At 49.8% G+C, this 21,620-nt stretch carries 16 protein-coding genes; 8 read left to right on the forward strand and 8 right to left on the reverse strand.

Annotated features, from left to right (window positions below; all coding sequences use genetic code 11):
- Window positions 1-84 precede the first annotated feature (84 nt).
- A complete protein-coding gene (locus tag MJX74_RS00395; protein WP_240219882.1) occupies window positions 85-948 on the forward strand; it encodes a DUF4394 domain-containing protein in 864 nt (287 codons plus the stop codon).
- On the forward strand, window positions 938-1,537 hold the full coding sequence (locus MJX74_RS00400) for a methylamine utilization protein (protein ID WP_240219884.1): 600 nt from the start codon (window positions 938-940) through the stop codon (window positions 1,535-1,537). The genes MJX74_RS00395 and MJX74_RS00400 overlap by 11 nt, the downstream gene beginning before the upstream one ends.
- Window positions 1,538-1,640: 103 nt before the next feature.
- Here the strand turns inward: MJX74_RS00400 and MJX74_RS00405 are convergent, their stop codons facing one another.
- Window positions 1,641-3,872 (reverse strand): S46 family peptidase, encoded by a 2,232-nt coding sequence (locus tag MJX74_RS00405; protein ID WP_240219886.1) that lies wholly within the window; start codon window positions 3,870-3,872, stop codon window positions 1,641-1,643.
- Window positions 3,873-4,081: 209 nt separating this feature from the next.
- On the opposite strand from MJX74_RS00405, the gene MJX74_RS00410 reads away from it, so the two are divergent.
- Together MJX74_RS00410 and MJX74_RS00415 are read left to right on the forward strand one after the other, a co-directional pair.
- Window positions 4,082-5,158 (forward strand): DUF2891 domain-containing protein, encoded by a 1,077-nt coding sequence (locus MJX74_RS00410; RefSeq protein WP_240219888.1) that lies wholly within the window; start codon window positions 4,082-4,084, stop codon window positions 5,156-5,158.
- 219 nt (window positions 5,159-5,377) lie between these two features.
- Window positions 5,378-6,922, forward strand: a complete 1,545-nt coding sequence (locus MJX74_RS00415; RefSeq protein WP_240219890.1) for an ATP-binding cassette domain-containing protein — start codon at window positions 5,378-5,380, stop codon at window positions 6,920-6,922.
- A gap of 161 nt (window positions 6,923-7,083) precedes the next feature.
- Here the strand turns inward: MJX74_RS00415 and MJX74_RS00420 are convergent, their stop codons facing one another.
- The 3 genes from MJX74_RS00420 to MJX74_RS00430 are packed head-to-tail and all read right to left on the reverse strand — an operon-like array spanning window position 7,084 to window position 12,874.
- Window positions 7,084-8,466, reverse strand: coding sequence for an efflux transporter outer membrane subunit (locus tag MJX74_RS00420; RefSeq protein ID WP_240219892.1), 1,383 nt, complete (start codon window positions 8,464-8,466; stop codon window positions 7,084-7,086).
- The gene (locus tag MJX74_RS00425) at window positions 8,459-11,623 is read right to left on the reverse strand and encodes an efflux RND transporter permease subunit (protein ID WP_240219894.1); all 3,165 of its coding nucleotides are present in this window, start codon (window positions 11,621-11,623) and stop codon (window positions 8,459-8,461) included. The genes MJX74_RS00420 and MJX74_RS00425 overlap by 8 nt, the downstream gene beginning before the upstream one ends.
- Before the next feature lie 9 nt (window positions 11,624-11,632).
- Window positions 11,633-12,874: an efflux RND transporter periplasmic adaptor subunit gene (locus MJX74_RS00430; RefSeq protein WP_240219896.1), complete on the reverse strand. Its 1,242-nt coding sequence runs from the start codon at window positions 12,872-12,874 to the stop codon at window positions 11,633-11,635.
- Window positions 12,875-13,356: 482 nt separating this feature from the next.
- On the opposite strand from MJX74_RS00430, the gene MJX74_RS00435 reads away from it, so the two are divergent.
- Together MJX74_RS00435 and MJX74_RS00440 are read left to right on the forward strand one after the other, a co-directional pair.
- On the forward strand, window positions 13,357-13,971 hold the full coding sequence (locus tag MJX74_RS00435; protein ID WP_240219898.1) for a TetR/AcrR family transcriptional regulator: 615 nt from the start codon (window positions 13,357-13,359) through the stop codon (window positions 13,969-13,971).
- Window positions 13,972-14,094: 123 nt separating this feature from the next.
- Entirely contained in the window at window positions 14,095-14,994 is a 900-nt protein-coding gene (locus tag MJX74_RS00440) for an AraC family transcriptional regulator (protein WP_240219900.1), read from the forward strand.
- Window positions 14,995-15,005: 11 nt separating this feature from the next.
- Here MJX74_RS00440 and MJX74_RS00445 read toward each other — a convergent pair whose 3' ends face one another.
- Window positions 15,006-15,917: a LysR family transcriptional regulator gene (locus MJX74_RS00445; RefSeq protein WP_240219902.1), complete on the reverse strand. Its 912-nt coding sequence runs from the start codon at window positions 15,915-15,917 to the stop codon at window positions 15,006-15,008.
- Window positions 15,918-16,027: 110 nt separating this feature from the next.
- On the opposite strand from MJX74_RS00445, the gene MJX74_RS00450 reads away from it, so the two are divergent.
- Together MJX74_RS00450 and MJX74_RS00455 are read left to right on the forward strand one after the other, a co-directional pair.
- Complete coding sequence (locus MJX74_RS00450) at window positions 16,028-16,792, forward strand: SDR family NAD(P)-dependent oxidoreductase (protein ID WP_240219906.1); 765 nt, start codon at window positions 16,028-16,030, stop codon at window positions 16,790-16,792.
- 85 nt (window positions 16,793-16,877) lie between these two features.
- Window positions 16,878-17,798, forward strand: a complete 921-nt coding sequence (locus MJX74_RS00455; RefSeq protein WP_240219911.1) for a DMT family transporter — start codon at window positions 16,878-16,880, stop codon at window positions 17,796-17,798.
- A 70-nt stretch (window positions 17,799-17,868) separates the two neighbouring features.
- On the opposite strand, the gene MJX74_RS00460 is transcribed toward MJX74_RS00455, so the two are convergent.
- From MJX74_RS00460 to MJX74_RS00470, 3 genes are all read right to left on the reverse strand, one after another.
- Entirely contained in the window at window positions 17,869-18,507 is a 639-nt protein-coding gene (locus tag MJX74_RS00460) for an NAD(P)H-dependent oxidoreductase (RefSeq protein ID WP_240219914.1), read from the reverse strand.
- A gap of 159 nt (window positions 18,508-18,666) precedes the next feature.
- The gene (locus MJX74_RS00465) at window positions 18,667-20,463 is read right to left on the reverse strand and encodes a hypothetical protein (RefSeq protein WP_240219917.1); all 1,797 of its coding nucleotides are present in this window, start codon (window positions 20,461-20,463) and stop codon (window positions 18,667-18,669) included.
- A gap of 286 nt (window positions 20,464-20,749) precedes the next feature.
- A complete protein-coding gene (locus tag MJX74_RS00470) occupies window positions 20,750-21,592 on the reverse strand; it encodes a DNA ligase (protein ID WP_240219919.1) in 843 nt (280 codons plus the stop codon).
- Between the last annotated feature and the right edge of the window lie 28 nt (window positions 21,593-21,620).

The following is a 21,620-nucleotide window of genomic DNA, read 5'->3' on the forward strand; positions in this document are numbered from 1 at the left end:
GAATTTCAGTAGCTGCAACGGTGTTTACTCACTATAACTGTCTGCATATTGCCGGCCAGTTAAAACAGATAAAGGACGTACAGAATGAAAATATCTAAACCGGTTTTCGGTTCTACCCTACTGGCTGTTACTGGCTTGCTCTCTTCCGGCATTAACGCAGCGGCAATGCCAGAGCTTAAAGGCAATGAAGTACTGTGGCTGCTTACCCAGGCCAACCAGTTAATTAAAGTTAACCCTTCAGCGCCGGATAAAGTTATTGAGCAAAAAACGCTTACCGGCCTGGCAAAAGGTGAAACGCTGCAAGGTATAGATTATCGCGTAGCTTATGGTGTGTTATTTGCGTTATCAGACAAAGGCCAGCTTTACACCATTAACACCGGTACTGGTGCATTGACAGCGGTAGGCATGCCTTTACCGGCAGGCACCTTACAACAAGGTCAGTTCGGCTTTGATTTTAACCCGGCGGCCGACCGCATTCGTGTAGTAAATGACAAAGGCCAAAACTTACGTTTGCACCCGGTTACAGCAGAACTGGCGTCAACCGATCCAACACTGCAGTATGCGCCAGGCGACTCACACCATGGCAAAACCCCGGCGGTTACTGCTGCGGCTTACACTTACAACCAGCAAGACAGTAAAATAACCACCAACTACGCCATAGATATCACAGCAGGTAATTTGCTGACTCAGGGTACCAAAGAAGGCACAACCCCGGCAGTATCACCTAATACCGGACAATTGTTTACTGTTGGCAGCCTGGGGCTGACAGCATTGCAGCAGGTGTCTTTTGATATTTCCGACCTGAGTAATATTGGCCTCGTTGCTGCCAGCACAGCGGCAGAGCCAGCCAGTATGCTTTATCAGATAGATTTAAGCAGCGGTAAAACCAAAAAACTCGGCACGCTGGCCGATGGCAGTGCACTGGCAGGTATTGCCATTGAACCTTAAGCTGTCTCTTTGCCTGTTACTGGCAGCGGTACTTCTGCTGCCGCCGCTAACGTTAGCCGCGCAGTTACAAGTGCAGGTGCAGCATATCAGCGGCGGGCCCGTGGCAGGTGCTGTAGTGTTTCTCGAATCAACTGCAGCCTCCGCTGCGGTTAGACCTGCCGCTACTGCCAACATTATTCAGCGCAAAACCACCTTTATCCCTGAAGTGCTGGTTATTCCGCGTGGCACGGCGGTAACCTTCCCCAATGAAGACACCGTGCGCCATCATGTCTATTCTTTTTCATCCATCAAGCAGTTTGAAATTAAGCTGTATGTCGGTACCCCTACCGAGCCGGTTGTATTTGAGCAAAGCGGCGTAGCGGCTCTGGGCTGCAATATTCATGATCAGATGATTGCGTGGGTGGTGGTGCTGGATACGCCATATTACAGCCACAGTAACGACGACGGCCTGGCTGTGTTAAACGATGTTCCAGCCGGCGACTACACCCTGCGCGTATGGCATAAAACACTTTTATCAGAAGTAGAAGTGCCCAAGCTGGCCATTACACTTGATAGTAATACGCCAATACAACGGGTAAACCTTGATTAACGACGAGCTTAATCTGGTTAATGTAAGCGGGTTGCGGCCCAAGCGTGTTTTGTGCTTTGGCCGCGGTTACTGCTAAATAAAAAACTGCTGTATGCAACTGTGCTTATCTGACAATATCCATTTCATTCAGCAGGTTTTGAGCCCCATCAACATACTCCATCAGCCACAACACGTAGCGGATATCAACATGAATGGCGCGGGTGATTTCGGGGTTAAAGTACCAGTCTTTGGTGATCGACTCATACGTAGAATCAAAGTTTAATCCTACCAGTTCGCCTTTACCGTTCATTACTGCAGAACCTGAATTACCACCGGTGGTATCCGCGCTGGATAAAAAGTTAACCGGTATTGAGTTAAAAGCACTAATCGCCGGTTTGGCACAGCCAGCAATACGGCACAGCAAGCCTGGTTCGTACTTTGGTGCTAAATCGGCATAATAATAGCCATCGGTTTTACCCGCGTTGTAAGCCTCTACCAGAACCTGCGGCAGGATAAATGGATCAGTATTTTGCCGTTTGGCTATCAGGCCTTTTACCGAGGTGAACGGCGTTTTATACACGCCATCTTTTGCCGGGTAACCATCTACCGTGCCGTAAGTAATACGCAGTGTGCTGTTAGCATCGGGGTATACCGGTTTGCCCAGCGTTTTATTGTAGGCAATGATCGCCTGCATGTAAGCTGGGCGCACCCGCAATAGTTGGCCATTTAACGTTTTCTCCTCCAGCTCCAGTGCTTTGTTTTTTTCATAAATGGCTACTGCAACTTGAATAAATGGATCCTTGCTTTGAGTAAATTCAGCCGGGGTTTTACCCAGCCACGCTTTACGCCCCGCAGTGCTGGTTAGCTGGCTTTGTGGATATAATGCAGCCAGCTTGTCGGCAACTTGCACCTTGCTCATACCCGCTGTTAAACCCAGTGCGGCATCCAACTCGCTTACCCTTACCGTATCAGGTTGAGCTAAATACTCGGCCAGCTGTTCTGACCAAATAGCTAAATCCATGTGTGGATGAAAGCTTTTTTCCATTCGTGCCAGCCGGCTTTCAATCATGCTTAAGTCACGTTGCTGAAAGCCCATTTCGCGCTCGGCATCCGGCTTCTGGCTTTCCTGTGCCAAACGGTACAACAGCATAGCCGCCTGCAACATATCGCTGCGTTTAGCAGTGTCAAAATAATAGGTTTGCTGGTTAAACGCTTGTTCGGCTTTAATGACTGTTGCCAGTTCGGTAATACTTTGCTGGTAAGCACTACGGCTGGCGTCACTATTAATCCAGGTTAACAGTGCCTGCTCTTGCTGCTGCTTAATGGCATGAATATCAGTTACCTTAAAGCCATCCAGCAAGCCTTGCAGCTTCTTCATTCTGTTGTTCAGACTTTTTACAGTAGAAGCGTATTTTACTTTTAAATCAGCATCCTTAGCGCTTAAGCTATCAATGGTATTAATAATTTGCTGATAGGTTTTTACCTGTGCCGGATACTGCCATTTAGCCGCAAAGGCGATTTCATTAGCTAAACGATAACGGCTGGTACGGCCCGGGTATCCAGCCAGTAATATACCATCGCCCTCACGCACACCACTGGCATTCACTTTTAAGAACTGTTTACTTTGGTACGGCACGTTATCAACCGAATACGGAGCTGGTTTACCGTCTTTGCCAACGTAGCCGCGCAAAAAACTGTAATCGCCGGTATGACGCGGGTATTCAAAGTTGTCGATATCACCGCCAAAATTGCCTACCGCCTCAGACGGCGCATACACCAGCCGCACATCTTGCAGCATCAATTGCTTAATCTGAAAATATTCTAAACCATGATGAAAACTAACTACCGAGCAGCGGTAATTAGCATCTGCCTCACAGCTTTTAATCAGTGCTTTACGGTTAGCTTCAATGGCTTCATAACGTGCCGCGCCGGCTAAATCTGCCGCCAAACTACCCGATACCTGTGCAGTTACATCCGTTACCGATTCAGTAATATATAAGCGCTCCTGCGCACCAGCTGGTAATTCCTCAGCTAAGGTTGCGGCCAGAAAGCCTTTTTCAATCAGGTTATTGTCTTTGGTAGAATTATTTTGAATGGCGTTGTAGCCACAGTGATGGTTGGTAACCACCAGGCCATTTGGCGAGACAAAAGAAGCAGAGCAATAACCCAGGCTAACAATAGCACTCATGGGGTACTGGCTTAAATCGGCCAGTTGCTTGCCCGGGATCTCAATGCCCCTGGCGGTTAATTCAGGTTGTAATTGTGCCAGCTGATAGGGTTGCCACTGGCCTTCATCAGCTGCTGTGCTAAGGCTAAGCGCCAGTGCGGCGGCTGTAAAAAGGTAAGATGTTTTCATTGTGTTCCCATAAGTTCGGGTTAGGCAGTTGTTATTGCAATCGCAAAGCGAACTAAATTATCCACGTTCAACGCTGCCACGCAACCAAGATCGGCTCACTGCGTTGTATTCACGTTAAGCTGCGGCTACCAGCGACAGACAAGCGCTATAAATTACGTTAACCTGACAACATACCGCATATAATCATCGGCCAATAGTAAGGTAACCCAATGAAACTAATTGCAATATTAACCGGCGCCCTGTTACTGCCACTTAGCCTGGCTGGCAATACAGCAAATAGCAGCCACACACTAACATCCACTGAAGCAAACAAGCTGGTATCACTGCCACTGCACTGTGTCGAAACACCTTATCCATATAAAACCGGCGTAGTACTGGCCAGCGCCGCTGATTTGCAAGAGCCTTCAGCAGTACACCCGGTGTTTTATGGCTGTTTTGACTGGCATAGCGCAGTGCACGGCTACTGGTCACTGGTAAATTTGCTGCGTCAATTCCCGGAGTTAGCCCAGAAAAATGACGTTAAAGCTGTATTACAGCGCAACTTAACGGCCGACAAAGTAGCACGCGAAGTCGCTTTTTTCAGCAAAGATATTAATGCCTCGTTCGAGCGCACCTACGGTTGGGCCTGGTTGCTTAAACTGTCTGATGAACTGCAGCAGTGGCAAGACCCAATGGCCAAACAACTGGCGGCTAATTTACAGCCGCTGGCCGATCTTATTGCCGAGCGCTATATCAGCTTTTTACCCCGGCTGTTATATCCGGTTCGCGTTGGCGAGCATACCAATACTGCTTTTGGTTTAAGCTTCGCTTACGACTACGCTGTTAACCAGCAAAACACTGCCTTGCAGCAGCTTATTGCTCAGCGTGCTAAAGACTATTTTTTGCAGGATAAAAACTGCCCGATAAACTGGGAGCCCAGCGGTTACGACTTTATCTCGCCTTGCCTGGAAGAAATCGGTCTGATGCAGCGTATTTTACCGTCAGAGCAATTTTTGCCCTGGCTAAATCAATTTATGCCGCAACTTGCCAACCCGGCTTATACGCTGGCGGTGGGCGAAGTGAGTGACAGAACCGACGGTAAGCTGGTGCATTTAGATGGTTTAAACTTCAGCCGTGCCTGGAACCTGTATGCCCTGGCAAAGCAGTACCCACAGTATGCGCACCTGCGCCAAGTAGCCGATCAGCATATGGCACATTCTTACCCCAACCTGATAGGCGACAGCTACGAAGGCGGCCACTGGCTGGGTAGTTTTGCTATTCACGCATTAAACAGCTCTAAGCAGTAGCATCATTTAACACTGGTATTGAGATCAATGCGGAACAGGTTATAATTCCGCCGTCCCCCCAACATTGGAGCTCATGACTGAAATGAACAACTAAATCCTGATTAGCCGTCAATTTTATTTATTGGACTTATCAGGGTTAGCGGGTTTGTTTCGGTTGGGCTATCAATAGCACTGCCTTATCTGTCTTTATTACCCGCCCCTGAATTATCGGGAGGCAATATGACCTTATTCAACTTTTCCCCCTGCAGCTTTAGTTTAGCTAATGGCGATATACTGTATCGTGATGTTCAGCTGGTGCTTGATAACGGGCTTAGCGCACTGATAGGCCGCAATGGTAGCGGCAAATCGGTGCTGGCAGCGCAACTGGCACAGCAACAGCCTGCTGATTGCTATTTACTGTCGCAGCTACCACCAACGCACTGGCAGCAAATTCGCCTTGCCGGTCTGCTTGGTATTACAGATAAACTTAAAGCGCTGCAACAACTCGCTGATGGCCAATGCGACACTGAAACCCTGAGTATTATTGACGGGCACTGGCAACTGACGGATGACCTGCACAGCGAACTGCAACAGATAGGCGCTGCGCCGGATATCTGGCAACGCTGTAGCAGCTTAAGCGGCGGTCAGCTTAATCACCTGCGGCTGTGGTGGGCCTTTTATCAGCAACGGCCACTGCTGATCCTGGATGAACCGTCCAACCATCTTGATGCACAGGCACGCAATTGGTTAAGCCAGCGCATTACCCGCTTTCTGGCCCGGCCAAAAACCGCCATTTTGCTGATAAGCCATGACCGGGAATTACTACAACAAGTCAACGTAATATACGAGTTAAACAGTTCCGGTTTAAGCCGTTACGGCGGCAACTATGAATTTTATCAGCAGCAACGTCAGTTGCAGCAAACATCATTGCAACAGCAGCGCCAACAGGCCGAACGTAATCTGGCACAACAGCAACGCCAGACACAAACCGCCGCAGAACGTGCCGCCAAACGGCAGCAACAGGGCGAAAAACAGCGCGGCAGCCAGGCAACTATACTGCTGGACTACCAGAAAAACCGTGCACAAAGTGCAGTGTCGGCCCGGCGCACACAAGAGCAACACCAGCTAAAGCAGGCACAGCAACAGTTGCAACAGGTAAAAGCACAGCAGGAAGTCATTAAACCGCAACAGTTCTATTTGCAGGCACCTGCAATAACCGGCAGCAAGCAGCTGGTAAATGCCGTTGCACTGCAAATGGTGCACGGCAATAACCAGCCGCTAAGCTTTAATTGGCGCAGTAAGCAACGTGTGCATTTACAAGGCTGTAATGGCAGCGGCAAATCTACCTTGCTGCAAACGTTGGCAGGCTTAATAGCGCCTGCTGCCGGCCAGTTGCAGCTGAATTGCGCCGTACAGTATCTGGATCAGCACTTCAGCTTGCTCAATAGCAGCCAAAGCGCATTGGCTAACCTGCGCCGGCATTGCCCACTGCTTAGCGAAACCACCGCCCGCACCTTACTGGCCAGCGCCGGCTTGCGTGCTGATAAGGCATTAAAACCTGCTGGCGTATTAAGCGGCGGCGAACGAATGAAACTGGCGATGCTAATGGTAAGCCAACACAGCGACAGCCTGCTGTTACTGGACGAACCGGATAACCATTTGGATTTAGAGACTAAACAGTTGCTGGCACAAGCGTTGTATCAATATCCGGCCGGCTTTGTCGTGGTAAGCCATGATGCGCACTTTATTGCGCAGTTGGAAATCGACACTGTATTGCAAATTTAAATGGTGAAGCCATGCGCAGCAATACCCGCAGACCTCCACAGGTATATTAAACAATATTGACACTTCCCGTTGGATGAGTACTGAGCCAATATCTCCGAAAGAATGTTATCTGAAGCTCAAATAAGAAAAGCCGGACAAGTCCGGCTTTTCTTATAGCAACGCTAAATCAGTTGGATACCGCCACCAAAGCTGCGGTATATGTCCACTAAACGGATAAAGCTCTGCTGTTGTACTTGTGCCAACTGGTCGCGGGCACGCAGCAGTTCACGCTCAGCGTCCAGTAAATCCAGAAACTCACCGGTGCCGGCGTTGTAACGCTCGCGGGCGATTTGCACGGCTCTGTTACTGGCCTGCCATTGCTGCTCGGTGCTCAGTTGCTGCTCGCGGCTTAAGTTATAACTGCCAAGCGACAACTGCATCTCGTTAATAGCATCAAACACCTGCTGCTCAAACTGGGCCAGCGCCATTTGTGAGCTGGCTTCTGCCTGGCGGATACGGGCCTTAACCGAGCCTAAATCCGCGGCCTGCCAGCTTAATGTTGGCGCCACCGACCAGCTTTGGGTATCGCCATTAAGCGTTAACCCCGGGCCGGATAAAAAGCCTAAAAAGCCGCGTACCGATATATTCGGGTATAAATCAGCGGTAGCCACACCAATTTGTGCAGTACGGGCGGCTAACAAGCGCTCTGAACTGGCCACATCGGCGCGGTAACGCAGATAGTTTTCACCGTCTACCACCGCCACAGGTTGCTTGAGCTCTGGCAGGTTTGGTACCGAGCCCAGCTTTAACTGGCCAGGCTGCTGTGCCAGCAAGGCTGATAAGGTGGCATCAGCCGTTAACCGTGCAACACGGTAGGCCGGTATCGCCGCATGTACCTGATGCACCTGCACGTCTATTTGTGCCAGCTCCAGTTCAGACGCCATACCGGCCTCTAACCGTGCCAGTACGATAGCGCGGCTTTGCTGCAGGTTTTGCAGGTTCTGCTCGGCCACCACTAAGCGCAGCTGGGCACCGCGGTATTCACCATAACTGGTGGCAACCTGGCTTATCAGCTGCACCTGCGCATCGTGCCATAAAATATCGGCTTGCTGTGCTTGGGCTTCTGCCGCTTCACTGGCGCGGCGCAATTTGCCAAACAGGTCTAGATCCCAGCTTAAATTCGCGCCGGTGCTGTAGCCACGGGTGATTACGCCATTGTCGGCTGGTGATAACGTCGGGTTTTCACTGGCCTGGTAACCGGCGTCTAAAGTACCTTTGGGCAGAAAGTCGTTATTCGCATCACGAAACACCGCATAAGCACGGTCGACGTTGGCCCTGGCTTGCGCCAGGGTACGGTTTTCAACCAGTGCGCGGCTAATCAGCTGGTTTAACACCGCATCGTCAAACGCCAGCCACCAGCTTTGCGCTTGTTCAGCCTGCTGATACGGGCTGTTAAAGCTGATATCCGCCACTTTTGCCGGGGTTTGGTAATCCGGCCCCACGGCACAGGCGCTTAATGACGCTACCAGTACAGCAATAGCACTGAGTTTCAGGATATTACGCATGAGGAGCCTCCGCAGTATCTGCTGTCGCTGCATTTTTTTCGCCACGCTTAGCCAGCATGTAGTAGAACAGCGGGGTTAAAATTAAGCCGAAGATGGTGACGCCTATCATGCCGGCGAACACTGCTACTCCCATGGCCTGGCGCATTTCAGCACCGGCACCGCTGGAGAACACCATTGGCACCACGCCCATAATAAAAGCGATAGAGGTCATCAGTATTGGCCGTAACCGCAGGCGGCCAGCTTCCAGAATGGCTTCCATTGCAGTCATACCATGGTCTTGCAGCTCCTTGGCAAACTCGACAATTAAGATGGCATTCTTCGTTGCCAGCCCCACCAGCACGATTAAGCCAATCTGGGTGAAGATATTATTATCCCCACCATAAATCAGTACGCCGCTCAGTGCCGATAACAACGTCATCGGAATGATCAGAATAATCGCCAGCGGTAAGCTTAAGCTTTCGTACTGCGCCGCCAGTACCATAAACACCAACAAAATCACCAACGGGTAGATAAACATCCCGGCGTTACCGGCCAGAATTTGCTGATAGGTCAGCTCTGTCCACTCGTAGGTCATACCGTTTGGCAGCGTTTCAGCCAGTATTTTCTCAATCGCTGCCTGCGCTTCACCGGTGCTGTAACCTGGCGCCGGGCCACCGTTAATTTCAGCGGTGGTAAAGCCGTTATAGTGCATTACCCGGTCTGGCCCAGCCGTGTCGGTAACATTGATAAAGGAGCCCAGTGGGATCATCTCGCCCTGAGTATTACGCACCTTTAACTGGCTGATTTGCGCCGCGCTTTGGCGGAACTGCTCGTCAGCCTGCATATTAACCTGATAAGTACGGCCAAACTGGTTAAAGTCATTCACATACACCGAGCCCATATAAGCCTGCAGGGTTTGGAACACTTCATCCAGTGCCACACTTTGCTGCTTGGCTTTGGTGCGGTCGATATCCAGATCCAGTTGCGGCACATTTACCTGATAACCAGAGAACACACCAGCAAGTTCAGGCGTAGCCCAGGCTTTTTGCATCACCTGCATGGTGACTTTGTACAGCTCTTCATAACCGTGGTTACCGCGGTCCTGTATTTGCAGCCTGAAGCCACCAATAGTGCCTAAACCCATCACCGGCGGTGGCGGGAAAATAGCGATAAAGGCATCTTCAATACCGGCGAATTTCTGGTTTAACGCTCCGGCTATCGCATTGCCGGATAACTCTGCGCTACCACGCTCGTCAAATCCGTCCAGACCAACAAACACAATGCCGGAGTTAGGGCTATTGGTAAAACCATTAATGCTCAGGCCAGGGAAAGCGATCGAGTTGGCCACACCAGGGTGCTCCAGCGCAACACGCGACATCTCTTTAATCACCTCTTCGGTGCGATCAAGTGAAGCGGCGTCAGGTAACTGGGCAAAAGCGACTAAGTACTGTTTGTCCTGTCCTGGCACATAACCGGTAGGTGTGGTGGCAAACTGCAGGCCGGTTAAGCCCACTAATACCACGTACATTACACCCACTATTGCGCCAAAACGGATCACTTTTTTCACCAGCCAGCCGTAACCGTTGGATAAACGGGCAAAAAAGCGGTTAAACGGATTAAATAACCAGCCACCAAACAGCTTGTCCATACCACGGGTCAGCGCGTCTTTTTTCTCGCCATGGCCTTTTAGCAGCAATGCCGACAGCGCCGGGCTTAACGTTAATGAGTTAATGGCCGAGATAAAGGTAGAAATAGTAATGGTTAAAGCAAACTGCTTATAAAACTGCCCGGTTAAGCCAGACATAAAGGCCGTAGGAATAAACACTGCCGCCAGTACCAGCGTTGTGGCAACGATAGGCCCGGTAACTTCTTTCATCGCTTTTTGTGTCGCAGCAATCGGCGATAAACCCTCGCTGATATTACGCTCAACGTTTTCTACCACCACTATGGCATCATCCACCACGATACCGATGGCCAGTACCAAACCAAACAATGACAACGCATTAAGCGAGAAGCCCAGCAGATGCATAAAGGCGAAAGTACCCACCAAGGATACCGGTACGGCCACCAGCGGAATAATAGAGGCGCGCCAGGTTTGTAAAAACAGCACCACCACTAAGACTACTAACAACACGGCTTCAAGCAGGGTTTTAACTACGGCTTCAATAGAGCCACGCACAAATACCGTTGGGTCGTATACGATGTCGTAGGTTAAACCTTCCGGGAAGTTTTTTGACAGTTCGGCCATTTTCGCCCGTACATTGTCAGAAATTTGGATCGCGTTAGAGCCAGATGCCTGGAAAATAGGAATGGCCACTGCGTCTTTATTATTCAGCAATGAGCGCAGCGCATAGGTAGACGCACCCAACTCAACCCGGGCCACATCTTTTAACCGGCTGATTTCGCCGTTAGCGCCCACCTGAATAATAATATCTTCAAACTCTTCCACCGTGGCTAAACGGCCTTTTACGTTAATCAGCAGCTGGAAATCAGCTTCACCGCTTGGCTGGGCGCCTAAGCTACCGGCTGCAGCTTGCTGGTTTTGCTCGCGAATGGCCGCAGTAATTTGCGCTGGTGATAAACCAAGCGCCGACACTTTGTTTGGGTCCAGCCAGATGCGCATACTGTAATCACCGGCGCCGAATAAACGCACCGCGCCAACACCTTCAATCCGTGCCAACTCGTCTTTCACATTTAATGACGCGTAGTTAGACAAATACAGCATGTCGTAACGCTGGTCCGGCGAGGTTAAATGCACCACCATGGTTAAATCCGGTGAGGACTTTTCAGTAACCACACCTAAACGTTGTACTTCCTGCGGTAATCGTGGCATGGCACGGTCTACCCGGGCTTGCACCTGGGTTTGTGCTAAGTCGACATCAGTACCAATGGCGAAAGTAACGGTTAATGTCATGCGGCCATCAGAGGTAGCCTGTGATGACATATACAGCATGTCTTCCACGCCGTTAATTTCCTGCTCCAGCGGCGACGCCACCGTTTCGGCAATAACTTTGGGGTTAGCACCGGGATAGTTGGCCGTTACTACTACAGTAGGCGGCACCACTTCCGGGTATTCCGTGATCGGCAATTGCCATACTGCTATCGCACCGGTAATAAAAAACAGCAGTGAAATAACAGCGGCAAAAATGGGCCTTTTAATAAAAAATTGCGAGAACATACTATTTCCTTAACCCCGTCCCGGCGTTTTGCCGGCATTAACTGTTGCTGCCGCGCCGTCTGCTTTTGCAGTCAGAGCGGTGCTGGTTTCATCCAGCAGTTGTTGTTCTTTACGTAAGCTGGCTATCTGCTCTACGCTTGCCATATCCACCATTTGGGGATCGATCTGCATATTCGGCATTACCCGCTGCAGGCCGTTAACCACTATGCGGTCAGTTGCAGTTAACCCTTCACGCACTATGCGCAGGCCATTCACTTTCTCGCCCAGTTTCACCGCACGGTATTCCAGCTGATTATCCGCATTTACCACCAGCACATACTTGTTGTTTAAGTCGGTACCAACCGCTTTCTCGTCAATCAAAATACCGTCGTAGCTGTCGCTGCCTACCAGCTTGATGCGGGCAAATAAACCCGGTAACAGGTTGTTATCGCCGTTGGCAAAACTGGCGCGGATACGGATAGTGCCGGTTTGCTGGTTTACGCTGTTATCCACAAAATCAATGCTGCCGGTATGGTTGTATGCAGTGTCGTTAGCCAGCGCCATATACACCGGGTTTGCACTGACATCACGGGTATCGGCACGTTTACCGGCTTCGGTTAAACGGGCGTATTTCAGGTAGCTTTGTTCGTCTACATCAAAGTAAGCGTACATTTTGTCGGTCGATACCAGGCTGGTTAACTGGCTCTGGCCGGCATTTACAAAGTTACCGGCAGTTACCAGCGCATAAGACACGCGGCCGCTGATTGGTGCGGTAATACGGGTGTAGCTTAAATCCAGCTCGGCACGTTGCAGCGCGGCTTTTACCGAGGCGACAGTGGCAGTGGTTTGTTGCTTACGGGCTAAACGGCTGTCCAGCAGTTCGGCTGAAATAGCCCGTTGGCTGCTAAGCTTTTCTGCCCGGTTATATTCGTTATCTGCCAGTGCCGCGGCGCTTTGTGCACTTTGCAGCTCAGCATTTAGCCGGGCCACTTCAGCAGCAAAAGGCCGAGGGTCAATTTGTACCAGCAAATCGCCTTTTTTCACCAGGGCGCCTTCGTTAAAGTGCACCTGTTCAATGTAACCTGACACGCGTGGCATCAAATTCACGGTTTGTGGTGCTTGCAGGCGGCCGGTAAATTCATCCCATTCGGTAATGCGCTCGTGTACCACTTGCGCCACACTCACCTGTGGTGCAGCCGGTGCCGCGGCCTGATTAGCGGCTTCAGGGTTGCCACAAGCGGTTAACACCAGCGCGGCTACGCTTGCTAACATAAAAGTTCTTACCGTGTTTTTTCTGCTCATGACGTTTTGCTCCACGTTGTTACTAAAATTGTATAAAAAGACTTGTTATTTTTGTACCGCCCGGTAAATATATAGGACAGCGAAAAACTGTCAACCGATTTCTGTACCGAGCGGTAAATTAATTTAATTCCATAAAAGAAGAATTTGTTCTAAGGCTGAAACAGCACTATTGCAGTGCCGATGACTTCACAAAGCTAACAGAGGCTACTGTCAGGCTACGTCAGTAGTGTATGACGAAAGCGCAGCGGGCTTAATGCCGAATGCTGGCGCATTCTTGCCTGAAACTCCGCAGCTGTTGGTTAAGCCGGAATATACTGAACGATAGCAGCCGGTTAGGGGTCTTAGTGGGTGTCAGTGGCAAGATATATGTACTTATCGGTAAATAACCCTTACTAGACAAGGGGTCTTTTGCTGTTTACTATATAAGCAAGTTTTAATGCAGGAGCTGAATAATGTCAGCAGTAACTAGCACTGTGAATGTAGGCCGCCCCCGCGCCTTTGATATGGATACCGCGCTGGAAAAAGCGCTGGAAGTATTCTGGCGCAAAGGCTATGACGGCACATCGCTATCAGACTTAACTGAAGCCATGGGCATTAACAAGCCCAGTTTGTATGCTGCTTTTGGCAATAAAGAGCAGTTGTTTTTAAAAGCGATAGAATTATACGAAAGCCGCCCGTGCTCGTTTTTCTTACCGGCGCTGGAAAAACCCACCGCTTATCAGGTAGCCGAACATATGCTGCATGGCGCAGCAATGAATATGGCCGACAGTAACCACCCACAAGGTTGCGTGGTTGTACAAGGCGCATTGTCATGTAGTGAAGCTGCCGCCAGTGTAAAAGAAGCGCTAATTAACCGCCGGGTAGAGGGTGAACAAAAACTCAAAGTTCGCTTTGATCAGGCTAAAACCGACGGTGACTTACCGCCTGACACTGATACTGGTGTATTGGCGCGTTATCTGCTTACCGTGCTACAAGGTATGGCAATTCAGGCCAATAACGGCGCTTGTTCTGAGCAACTTCGCCAGGTCGCACACATGACTCTGCAGGCTTTTCCTCGCGCCGGTTAAGTCTGTAGTGGCTGCCTTATAGTCCATACTTATTGCCTGATCCTCCAAAGCACTGCTGCAGTAATAGGCAAAGCCATGTTGGCTGCCTATACTGCGTTTACCCACTGTGCCGGGAGGCCGACAATGACAGACGAACGCGAACTTCTGCGCCAGCAAATGCTACAACCGCTGCTTGCCAAGCTAACCGGCACCGGTGTCAACGAAAGTTGCATACCCGGGCTAAAACTATATCGCAGCAATGCACCGACATCTGCAACGCCGACCCTTTATGAACCAACGCTTTGCCTGTTACTACAGGGCAACAAGCAAATATTACTTGGCGAAGAAATGCTGCAGTACGATCCGCTGCAGTATCTGCTGGTACCGGTAATGCTGCCGGTTAGCGGTAAAATCATCAGGGCCAGCAGTAACGAGCCTTATCTGGGTGTCAGTATCAGTCTGGATTTGCGTGAACTTACTGAGCTGGTAATCGATTTGGGCGATAAAGTACCGCGCCAACCGGTACCTGCCCGTGGCATCAGTATCGGCGACGCCGACCTGGATCTACTATCGGTATTTCAACGTATTTTTGCCTTGTTGGAACGCCCGCAGGATGTCGCAGTACTACATCCATTGCTAAAACGAGAGTTGCTGTACCGTTTACTGTTAGGCCCCGCAGGTAGCCATTTGCGCGAGTTTACGCTGCTTGACAGCCAGGCCAGCCGTATCGGCAAAGTGATTGATACGCTGCGTCAACGTTTTAACCAGCCGCTGCGAATTAAAGAATTGGCTGACGTAGCGCATTTAAGTGAATCGGCCTTGTTTCAAAGCTTTAAAGCGGTTACCTCAATGTCACCGTTGCAATTTCAAAAACAATTACGTCTCAATGAAGCCCGCCGTATTATGCTGTACGAAGGTGTAGAAGCGGCTACTGCCAGTTATAAGGTAGGTTATGAGAGCCCGTCGCAGTTTAGCCGTGAGTACAGCCGTTTATTTGGTGCACCACCAAAAGCCGATGTCGCCCGTTTTCGCCAGACCATCTGAACAGCTTAAGTTTACTGACATGCCTGCAGATACTGCTGCAACTGCTGTTCAAACCACTGCATAAATACCTGCAACCGCCGGCTGACGTGACGCCGGTGCGGGTACAATAACCACACCGGCATAGGTGCACAGCGGTGCTGCGGTAAAATATCCAGCAGCGCTCCGCTTTGCAAATAAGCCGCAGCGCCAATTACCGGCGCCTGAATAATCCCCAGCCCCGCCAGGCAAGCTGCAGTATAAGCGTCTGCATTGTTCACTGTTACCATACCCGGCATCGACAGTGTTTTGTCCTGCCCGTGCTCGGTATATTCAAAATAGCTGTTGTGCTGCCCCAGTATGCTGACGTAATGCACCAGTTGATGTTGCGCTAAATCGACCAGAGTTTGTGGCATGCCAAAGCGGGCAATATAGGCCGGGCTAGCCAGATTACGCATTGGTAACTGTGCCAGTTTACGCGCCACCAGCCCTTCATCACCAACACTACCCACCCGGATCACGCAGTCAAAGCCTTCTGCCACCAAATCGACTTTACGGTCGGTGCTGCTCAGCTCCAGCCGGATATTCGGGTACTGCTGCATAAAGTCAGGCAACTGCGGCATCAATATATGCCGCGCCATACCGGTCGACATATCCAGCCGCAGCACCCCGCTTACCTGGCTGCTTTGCTGCTGAAACAGGTTTTCAAGTTCCTGATACTCAGCCAGCAACAATAAACTGCGGTCATAGCACAGCTGGCCATCCTGCGTCAGGCTGACACGGCGCGTAGTGCGGTGTAGCAAACGACAACCTAAATGTTGCTCCAGTTGCTGCACCACGTTAGATACATGGGTTTTTGATAAACCCAGGCTGGCACCGGCTTTGGTAAAGCTGCCAAGCTGCGCCACCCGGATAAATATCTGCAGTGCCTGTAACTTGTCCTGCATGTTATTGTCCATTTATACCAAACAGTTTTACCATTTTTAGCATGTTTATCATCTTGCAAGCAACCAATACACTGAGCTTCGTAACTGAGCAACCCAAAACGGAGCACACTATGACAACGACTAACCCTATCGCCCTAATCACAGGCGGCAGCCGCGGCCTTGGCAAAAATGCCGCCCTGGCACTGGCCCAAAAAGGCACTGATATCATTCTGACCTATCAGCAAAACGCAACAGCAGCGCAGGCAGTGGTCAGCGAAATTGAATGGCTGGGCCGAAAAGCCGTAGCGTTGCCGCTTGACGTCGCCGACAGCAGTAGCTTTGCTGCCTTTGCCAGCCAGGTACAACAACAATTGCAACAGCTTTGGCAGCGAGACAGCTTTAATTATTTGCTTAATAACGCCGGCATTGGCATAAATGTACCCTTTACTGATACCACTGAGCAGCAGTTTGACCAGCTAATGAGCATACATGTAAAAGGGCCGTTTTTTCTGACCCAACATTTGTTGCCATTACTGGCCGAGCAGGGCCGCATTTTAAATGTTTCAACCGGCTTAACGCGTTTTGCCGTGCCGGGTTACGGCGCTTATGCCGCAATGAAAAGCGCGATGGAAACATTAACCCGCTACTGGGCAAAAGAATTGGGGCCGCATGGCATCCGCGTTAACGTATTAGCACCAGGCGCCATCGCTACCGACTTTGGTGGCGGCACTGTACGCGACAATGACAGCGTAAATCAGTATCTGGCCAGCCAGACTGCGTTGGGCCGGGTTGGTCAGGCCGATGATATCGGCGGTGTCGTCAGTTTACTGTTGTCCGAACAGGCTGGCTGGATCAACGCCCAGCGTATTGAAGCTTCAGGTGGTATGTTTTTATAGCGAAAATATTGTTGCGCCAGCCACTATCAGAAAGCAAAAAAGGCCGTATCATAGGCGCCTTTCTTGCTGCTGCAGTGGCGCCTTTATGCAAAACATTCTGCTGTACCTAATCACTGTTTTAATCTGGGGCTCTACCTGGTTTGCTATTGAATTTCAGCTAGGCGAGGTTGCGATAGAAGTGTCGTTGCTATACCGCTTTGCTATCGCAGCGGCTTTAATGTGGCTATTTTGCTGGTGGCGCAAACTTAATATGCATTTTACGCTGCGCCAGCATGGTTTTATTTTCCTGCTTGCCAGCCTGAATTTTGCGCTGAATTTTTTATTTATTTATCAGGCACAGCAATACCTTACCTCAGCCATGACCGCCATTGCCTTTACCACCATGCTGCTGATGAACATTGTTAACACCCGGCTGTTTTTTGGCAAACCTGTAGCCAAACGTATCTACTTTGGTGCCTTGCTCGGCATTGCCGGCATTGTGGTGCTGTTCTGGCCGGATTTAGACGGTATTGATTTTACCAACGCCAGCCTGCTGGGCCTGCTGCTGATTTTATCCGGTGCCTTGTCGGCCTCATTTGGTAATATGGTCAGTGTCCGTAACTCGCGGGAAAATATGCCAATTATGCAGGTAAATGCCTGGGGTATGTTGTATGGCAGCCTGGTACTACTGGCAGCCGCGCTGTGTAAAGGCCATAGCTTTAATTTTAGTACCGAACCGGCCTATATTGCCTCACTGCTGTATTTAGCCGTGTTTGGATCAGTTGTCGCCTTTGCCAGTTACTTTGCCCTGCTAAAACAAATAGGCCCGGAAAAAGCCAGCTACACCATAGTGTTATTTCCGCTGGTTGCTGTAGTGCTTAGCACTTTATTTGAAGGTTTTCACTGGACCGGCTACACCTTTAGCGGCTTCGCGCTGGTGCTGCTGGGCAATGCAATAGTACTTACACCCTTTGCCAGAATTAGGGCGCTACTGTTGGCGCGCCACCAACCACAAACTGTTGGCTAATGACTATCATCATCGCCCTGTTAAAAAGGCGCGAGCAGTTGTAATACTGCTTAGCGCCATTGACAGAATGTTAGTTTACTTCAGTAATAAACTGCTCGCGGCTGCGCCGTACTTTGGTCAGGTTAACCAACCAGTCACCTTCATCTGCCCGATAACCCAACGGCATTAACACGACCGAGCGTAAACCTTTTTGTTCAAGGTTCAGTATTTCATCTACTTTAGCCGGATCAAAGCCTTCGATTGGTGTGCTGTCTACTTTTTGCTCTGCGGCGGCAATCAACGCCGAGCCCAAACCGATATATGCCTGGCGGGCAGCGTGCTGGAAATTTGTTTCGGCATCGCGCTGCGGATAGGTGTTTAACAGCATGGCGCGATAGTTTTCCCAGCCTTCGTTCTTAAAACCACGAATCTCGTTGGTTAAATCAAACATCTGGTTAATTCGCTCTGCGGTGTAATTGTCCCAGGCGGCAAATACCAGTAAGTGCGAACTGTCGGTGATCTGGCTTTGGTTCCAGGCATGCGGTTTAATTTGCTCGCGCAGGGCCGGGTTGGTTACCACCAGGACTTCATAAGGCTGTAAGCCGCTGGATGTAGCTGTTAACCGGATGGCTTCCAGAATTAAGTCCACTTTGTCTTGCGTAACAACCTTGTTCGGGTTGTATTTTTTGGTGGCATAGCGCCAGGTTAAATTACTGATTACATCCGACATCTGTACTTCCTAAAAGGTAAACCGAAGCCTGATTATACGCCGGCCTGTTTCTGTTTTGTTAGTTCAAGTTATGCTGATATATGGCAAAAAAGTTTATCTGGTGCTGTTGCCAAATAAGCTGCATTTACCGCCCCGGCCATAAATGCAGCTGTGTGTAACTTACTTCGCGCTGCTTGATGTCACCAGCGGCTGTGCATTTAAAAAGCCCCAGATAAAGTCAGCCTGCATCACCTCCATTTGTGGTGATGAGTTGTTGTCCCGGTAATACCAGGCTGGGTTCGGCGTACCGCTGTGGCTGTGGAAATAGCCAAAGTCAGACAGGCTGGTTTCAAACACCGACAAGGCTAAGAAGTGTTTAAAACTATTGCTTGGGTTCAGCTTTTCGCCCGGTTTTGCACCTAATGCTGCTACCCCCGCCCTGGAGTGACAACTAATACAACTGGAACCGTCCATGAATCCGGCTTCAGTGACAGAATTACCCAAGAACGTTGGCTGTCCTATAGCATTAACAAACTCAACCTGAGAACCCTTCAACCGATAGTTAAGCCAGGCTTTGTTCGTGGCGGCCGGTTCATACGGGTTGTTGCTGCTGCCGGTGCCAATATTCATTGCACTGAGCAATTGCTGCCATTCCTGCCGGATACTTTCAGTCGGATAACCGGCATCCGGGTTAAACACTATACTGCTCTGGTTCAGCTTATCTGAGTGCTGGTTGGGTACCACATAATTAGCTGCGGTATTGGCAGGCCGTTGGTCGGCACTGCTGTAGCCATAGGCATCATTACAGCCTGTTACATCACAGCGGCCGGGTAAGGCGATATGCTCAAAGGTCGTCCATACCCAATTGGGGATATCCTTCGATGAAATATGAAATGCCACCAGATAATGAATGCCTTCAAGGTTGCAGCTTGCGCCGCTTTCGGCAGACAAACCCAGCGCATTGAGGTCTATCTGGGTAGCAAGGTACTTACTGGCATAAGCGCTGGCATCGGCATTCATGCCCAGTTGCGCTGCCAGGCCCTGATACAGCCAATTACTTTTTATCATTACCGCATCTGTTGGCAGATCTATTTTCACTAACTGTGGCGCCTGCCCTGCCTGCGCTGAGCGGTTAGCTTTGCGATACGGTGCGTCTTGCAGCATATTGGCCTGGCTGGCAAAAAACACATCTAAAGCGCCGTTGGCGTTATACAGATTATTGCGAAACAGGTAGTCATGAAACGTCTGGTTACGTACCGTCAGCTCGGCATTTGTTTGCCGTATCACCCGACCAACACTTTCGACATCAGCCGGATTAAAAGCTTTGTAAATAGCCGGTATCATATTTTCTGTTCTGCCGTTTACCGGCACGGCACTGCACGACACCACCTCAGCGCTACCCGACTGCGCAGCCTTTAGCATCGCTTCAGTACTAACCTTGGTTAACGGGTTTAATTGGCTGTGAAATGGCAAACGGGTGTGGCGCTTTAACGCACTGCTTCTGGCATGTGCTTCTGCATTTTCTGGTTTAGCTTTTGCCAGTGTGGTCAGCTGCGATTTAAACCGCTCGCCCGGAAACACCGGACAATGCTCAGTGCTATTGTTTTTATCGCCGGGCAAACAGCATTGCACACCAGCAGAGGGCTTTTGCCCTGTCTGGCATAATGGGTAAGGCTCAGCCGGCCAGTTCTGCTGCTCATCTGCCCAGTGCGACCAGAACTTGTCGGTTATCACCTCGGCAAATAACTTCCAGGAAAACATATCCGGGCAAGTCATCGCCGGGTTACTAATCAGCTTACCATTGTATTTATTCACTGCCTGCAACTGGCCCGACACCAGTTTCATTGAACAGTATTCAGCATCTTTAATGGATGATTGAAAGTACATGGCATAATCAATTGAAGTGGGGGCCGTATCTTCAGCCATCAGCGGCAAGGTACATAACAAACAGCTTGCAGTAAAAATTATCAGTTTCATATTAAGGCTCCGTCTACACTATCCTGAGGCAACAGCTACGCATGACAAAAACATAAACTGTTGAGAGCCCGGCGATATATTGCTTTATATGCCGGGTAAGTAAAACCTAAGTCAGGATCTAAGCCGCAGTGTGATATTGAATGGAGAAAAAACTGATATTATTTTGACCAGGCCGCCCTAACCAAAATAAAAACTGTGTTTTTAGCAATAAAACAAAACCGTGCGATTATTTTGTTGCGGTTAAATTAAAAAAACCGGCCCCACAGGTTTGCCTTCCTACAGCTTACTAAAACTCTTGCCGCGCCCGCAAAAACCGGGCAAAGCGTGGGATGCCGTTATTGGTATAACCATTGTAGCGATAGGTAATTACCGTGCCAATTTCTGGTGGAGTCTGGCGTAGTGCATCGGTTAAGCCGCTGCCAATGGCAAACTCTTTGCCTTCCGGCGTTTTAACAATTAACGCCCCCACCATGCCCTTGTACTTACCTTTACCCGGCCGGTAGCCAATAACCTCGGCTTCAGTGTCCTGATAGGTTTTTAGTTTGAGTAAATCATTGCTGCGGCCGGTTTTATATAAAGCATCCTGACGGTGCAGCATTAAACCTTCAGCCCCTTTACCTTCCAGTTCGCTAAGTTTGGCCAGCAGCGCGGCGTTATCCGCAATACGAAACTGCGGTACCAGCGTTAAATAACGGCTGTTTTGTTGCTGAACAAGGCGTTGCATAGCCTCAATGCGCTCAGTAAAAGTACCCTCAGCATCCGGCAGCTCAAAAATGTAATAGCGGATTTGCTGCCACTGCGCATCAATAGCCTGATGTTTACTAACAATACTTAAGATATCGGCAAACTTATTGCGGCCGAGCCACAGTTCACCATCTAACTGTTGTGGCGGGAAATCCGCCACAAACCAGTCTGGCGCCGCGATAACATTACCACCACGCGAGATCAGTTGCTTACCATTCCAGTAAGCGCGTACACCATCAAGCTTTTCGCTAACCCAATACTGCTGCACATCGATATTGCCGTTATACACTTCAGCCAGCAGTAAATCGGGTTTAGTCGCCGCTGTTAAATGAAAACAGAAATAAAAACAGCAGATAAAAAACAACGAAGCTAACGTTTTAATCATTATTTAGCATCTTTTTGTTTAAAACAAA

Origin of the sequence: Rheinheimera hassiensis (assembly GCF_022436675.1) — a bacterium.
Taxonomy (GTDB): Bacteria; Pseudomonadota; Gammaproteobacteria; order Enterobacterales; family Alteromonadaceae; genus Alishewanella; species Alishewanella hassiensis.

Bases quoted from the DNA above. Each gene is read 5' to 3' on its own strand.
- MJX74_RS00395 (WP_240219882.1), top strand. From the start codon at position 85: ATGAAAATATCTAAACCGGTTTTCGGTTCTACCCTACTGGCTGTTACT.
- MJX74_RS00405 (WP_240219886.1), bottom strand. From the start codon at position 3,872: ATGAAAACATCTTACCTTTTTACAGCCGCCGCACTGGCGCTTAGCCTT.
- MJX74_RS00410 (WP_240219888.1), top strand. From the start codon at position 4,082: ATGAAACTAATTGCAATATTAACCGGCGCCCTGTTACTGCCACTTAGC.
- MJX74_RS00415 (WP_240219890.1), top strand. From the start codon at position 5,378: ATGACCTTATTCAACTTTTCCCCCTGCAGCTTTAGTTTAGCTAATGGC.
- MJX74_RS00420 (WP_240219892.1), bottom strand. From the start codon at position 8,466: ATGCGTAATATCCTGAAACTCAGTGCTATTGCTGTACTGGTAGCGTCA.
- MJX74_RS00425 (WP_240219894.1), bottom strand. From the start codon at position 11,623: ATGTTCTCGCAATTTTTTATTAAAAGGCCCATTTTTGCCGCTGTTATT.
- MJX74_RS00430 (WP_240219896.1), bottom strand. From the start codon at position 12,874: ATGTTAGCAAGCGTAGCCGCGCTGGTGTTAACCGCTTGTGGCAACCCT.
- MJX74_RS00435 (WP_240219898.1), top strand. From the start codon at position 13,357: ATGTCAGCAGTAACTAGCACTGTGAATGTAGGCCGCCCCCGCGCCTTT.
- MJX74_RS00440 (WP_240219900.1), top strand. From the start codon at position 14,095: ATGACAGACGAACGCGAACTTCTGCGCCAGCAAATGCTACAACCGCTG.
- MJX74_RS00445 (WP_240219902.1), bottom strand. From the start codon at position 15,917: ATGCAGGACAAGTTACAGGCACTGCAGATATTTATCCGGGTGGCGCAG.
- MJX74_RS00450 (WP_240219906.1), top strand. From the start codon at position 16,028: ATGACAACGACTAACCCTATCGCCCTAATCACAGGCGGCAGCCGCGGC.
- MJX74_RS00455 (WP_240219911.1), top strand. From the start codon at position 16,878: ATGCAAAACATTCTGCTGTACCTAATCACTGTTTTAATCTGGGGCTCT.
- MJX74_RS00460 (WP_240219914.1), bottom strand. From the start codon at position 18,507: ATGTCGGATGTAATCAGTAATTTAACCTGGCGCTATGCCACCAAAAAA.
- MJX74_RS00465 (WP_240219917.1), bottom strand. From the start codon at position 20,463: ATGAAACTGATAATTTTTACTGCAAGCTGTTTGTTATGTACCTTGCCG.
- MJX74_RS00470 (WP_240219919.1), bottom strand. From the start codon at position 21,592: ATGATTAAAACGTTAGCTTCGTTGTTTTTTATCTGCTGTTTTTATTTC.